This window comes from Arthrobacter sp. 35/47 (assembly GCF_000520475.1).
Taxonomy (GTDB): Bacteria; Actinomycetota; Actinomycetes; order Actinomycetales; family Micrococcaceae; genus Arthrobacter_D; species Arthrobacter_D subterraneus.
In genome coordinates this window covers 1,924-5,267 of record NZ_KI914615.1, presented here as the reverse complement: position 1 = coordinate 5,267, position 3,344 = coordinate 1,924, and the positions used below count along the sequence as shown (strand labels likewise).

3 protein-coding genes, 1 pseudogene and 1 riboswitch are annotated in these 3,344 nt (G+C 66.3%); all 4 genes and pseudogenes read right to left on the bottom strand.

All coding sequences use genetic code 11. The features are described 5' to 3' along the window. Positions 1-213: 213 nt before the first annotated feature. Positions 214-474: a 50S ribosomal protein L27 gene (gene rpmA, locus X803_RS0113345; RefSeq protein WP_026545518.1), complete on the bottom strand. Its 261-nt coding sequence runs from the start codon at positions 472-474 to the stop codon at positions 214-216. A 55-nt stretch (positions 475-529) separates the two neighbouring features. Then, a complete protein-coding gene (gene rplU, locus X803_RS0113340) occupies positions 530-838 on the bottom strand; it encodes a 50S ribosomal protein L21 (protein WP_026545517.1) in 309 nt (102 codons plus the stop codon). 152 nt (positions 839-990) lie between these two features. Next, positions 991-2,592 carry a bifunctional hydroxymethylpyrimidine kinase/phosphomethylpyrimidine kinase gene (locus X803_RS20010; RefSeq protein ID WP_051470757.1) on the bottom strand — a complete coding sequence of 534 codons (1,602 nt, stop codon included), beginning with the start codon at positions 2,590-2,592 and terminating at the stop codon, positions 991-993. Further along, positions 2,584-2,700, bottom strand: a riboswitch (TPP riboswitch). (Overlaps the previous gene by 9 nt.) Positions 2,701-2,825: 125 nt before the next feature. Then, positions 2,826-3,344: pseudogene (locus X803_RS21585) on the bottom strand (ribonuclease E/G); the annotation flags it as partial.

Genomic DNA, 3,344 nt, shown 5'->3' with positions numbered 1-3,344 from the left:
CTTTTCCCGCTTCACCGAGACGCAGCCGTGTCCGCCGGTGCCGCCCGAGACATGCAGAACTACCCGGTCAACGAAGCTAGCCACGGTGTACTCCTCTTGAGAATTTCACATCTATGCCGAGTTTATCCGGCTTAAAAGAAAGTGGGGCGAGCCTGTTGGCTCACCCCACCCTAGTGCTTTGTGTAACGCTGCTATGGTGTGCGGTTGCGAGTACTACTCGGCAGCCGCACCCACAATGTTGACTACGCGACGTCCACGGCGGGTACCGAACTCAACGGCACCGGCTTCCAGGGCGAACAGCGTGTCGTCGCCGCCACGGCCGACGTTGGCGCCGGGGTGGAAATGGGTTCCGCGCTGGCGGACGATGATTTCGCCTGCCTTGACGACCTGTCCGCCGAAGCGCTTGACGCCGAGGTACTGGGCGTTGGAGTCGCGACCGTTGCGAGTGGAACTCGCACCCTTCTTATGTGCCATCTGTTATGCCTGCCTTTTTCTGAAACAGAATCTTCGGATCGAGCAACCCCAGGGGTTACTTGATGCCCGTGATCTTGACCTTGGTGAGCTCTGAACGGTGACCCTGGCGCTTCTTGTAGCCGGTCTTGTTCTTGAACTTCTGGATAACAATCTTCGGGCCCCGAAGATTCTCGACGATCTCGGCAGTGACAGTGACCTTTGCGAGGTCCTGTGCTGCTGAGGTCACCTTGTCGCCGTCGACCAGAAGGAGAGCAGGCAGCTTGAAGCTGCTGCCGGCCTCACCGGGGACGCGGTCAAGGGTAACGAGGTCTCCCACGGAAACCTTTTCTTGGCGGCCGCCTGCGCGGACAATCGCGTACACCACTTGGGAACTCACTTCTCTCGACGTTCGAACTTTTTGCAAACTGTTCCGGGACCGTGCGCTGTTCTCAGCGCAGCCGGAGGGGTGCTTGTGCACTCACGGCGCTTTCACGCCCAGAAATTAGTCACACGAGGGCGCAGCACCGAAGATCTAGATTACGGCAGTTTCGCGGATTCCCGCAAATCCGGGCGCGTCGGCGCGTCGAAAAACTCGTGCTCGTACCAGGCGGAAGCTTCGAAAGCGTCGATCATCGCGGCCCGGTCCACGGGCGAGGCGTGTTCGAATGCCGAATCGGCATAGGCGATCGCCCGTGCCGTGGCATCAGCGAAGGCCGGATCCGCGTAGGTCTCCATCCAGTCCGCGTACGGGTGGGCCCGGTCGGCTCCCGCATCGCTCCACTGGGCGTGGAGGACGTTCCCCACGTGGGCGTAGAGCCAGAAGCACGGCAGGACCGCCGCCACGAGCACGGCGTAGGAGCCGTTGCCGGAGGCCGCGAGCAGGTGGTCCACATACGCCTTGGTCACGGGACCCTGCCTGCCGGGTGCCTCGCGCCCGGCCAGCCAGGTACGGTGCAGTTCGGACTCCACCTCCAGGCAGTTGAGGGCGGATTTCGCCCAGAACTGCTGCTCAGCTTCGGTGGGTGCAAGGGCGCTGGCCCTGGCGAGCACCCGGGAGTACTCCCCGAGGTACAGCGCGTCCTGCGCAAGGTAGTAGGCGAACTGCCCGTCCGGCAGGCTGCCGTCTCCGAGCGCCCGCACAAATCCGAGGGTTTCAATCGCGCTCCGGTGGCCGGACGTGAGTTCCCAGACCAGTTCGCTGAACGGACGGCCATCCTGCGGGACCTTCTGCACGCTGCCGGCGGAGAACTGGTGGAAGTGGTGGATGGGTCCGTTGCCTCCGCCCACCTCCAGTTCATCCGCGCGTTCAAGCGCGCCCCGGAGCCAATGCTTCACAAGAACCAGCGACTGCTCCCAGTCCCCGGTGCGCGCCTGGACGGTCGCCAGCGCAGCCGACAGTGAGCAGCCCGTGCCGTGGGTGTTTCGGGTGCCGACTCGTGCGCCCGGCACCACGGTGACGCTGCCGCTGCTGTCCACGAGCGCATCGGGGCAGCCCCCGGCCTCCGCATCGCCCACCGTCCGGGCGACGAGGTGGCCGCCCTTGACCAGGACGGAGGTGCCGGTGGCTGCAGCGAGCCGCTTCCCCTGGTCCAGCGCGGTGTCCCAGTCCGGAGCGACAGGCTCGCCCAGCAGGACCGCAAGCTCGGCCAGATTGGGCGTCACCAGGTCCGCGAGCGGAACCAGTGCCCGCAGCTCGTCCTCCGCTTCGGCAGCCAGCAGCCGGTCGCCGCTGGTGGCCACCATGACAGGATCCAGGACGACGACGGCGCCGGCCGCCCGCGGGAGCCATCGGCGCACCGTCCGGATGGTGTCCACGTCGCCGAGCATGCCGATCTTTACCGCGTCGATGGTGACGTCATCACTGACCGCCAGCAGCTGCTCCTCCAGAAAGGCGGAAGGCGGCGTGTGTACGCTGCGCACCCCCCTCGTGTTCTGGGCCACGAGGGAGGTAACGACGGCCATGCCGTACCCGCCGTGCGCACCGATGCTCTTCAGATCAGCCTGGATGCCTGCTCCACCGGTGGGGTCGGTTCCGGCCACGCTCAGTACGCGCGGAACAGTCTGGAGCCGGGCCGGGGCAGGCAGGCTCGACGGATCTTTGGTGTGTTGGGTGTGTTCTTCAAGCGTGCGAATACTCATCCGCGACATCCCTCCGCTAGGCCAAGGGCCACCGGAACCGGCGGCCGTCTCTAGATCAGGTTCAACGCGTCTTATCTCAGCCCGCAACGGGCACCGCGTGTCACTTCGTCCCACCCTACCGCGCGGCGGGAAAATACCCATTCCATGACGCACGGCCGGGAAAAACAGAACACGCCGCTCCCGCTGGGGATACGGCGTGTTCTGTAGGGCAGGCAGGAAGCCTGAAGGGACACCTAGAGTTCGGAGGCGGGCACCCCGACACCGAGGATCATCGGCTCTTCGGTCTGCTTCGGTGCCGCCGCGGGCTCGGCAGCCCTTGCAATGTGCTGCGTACCGGCTGCCGGAGCGCTGCCGGCTGCAGCGACCCGCTCGATCGTCGCGTTCTCCGCTGAGCCCTGGGCGCTGCTGGCGGCGCGGTGCCGCCGGTTACGCCGACCCGACGAGGGGGCTGCTCCGGTGCCCGCGGCAGCCTGCTGCACGGTCTCGTGGCGGGAAGCAGTATCCGGCACCGCAGGTTCATCCCGCGGTGCCTCCGCCCGCCCGCTGTCCGTCCCCGCCGGGCCGGCCTGTGACGGCGCCGCAGATTCCGGCTGACCCGTCGCAGGGAAACGGTTGAACGCCTCCGTCAGACTCTCCAGTGTGAGGCTGGGCTCCGGCCGGACCGACGACGGCGCGTTTTCAGCGCGCGGCAGCGTCACCTTCTCGCCGTTGATGGTCAGCACAGGGCCCGACGCCGGCGCAGCCGCGGCGGC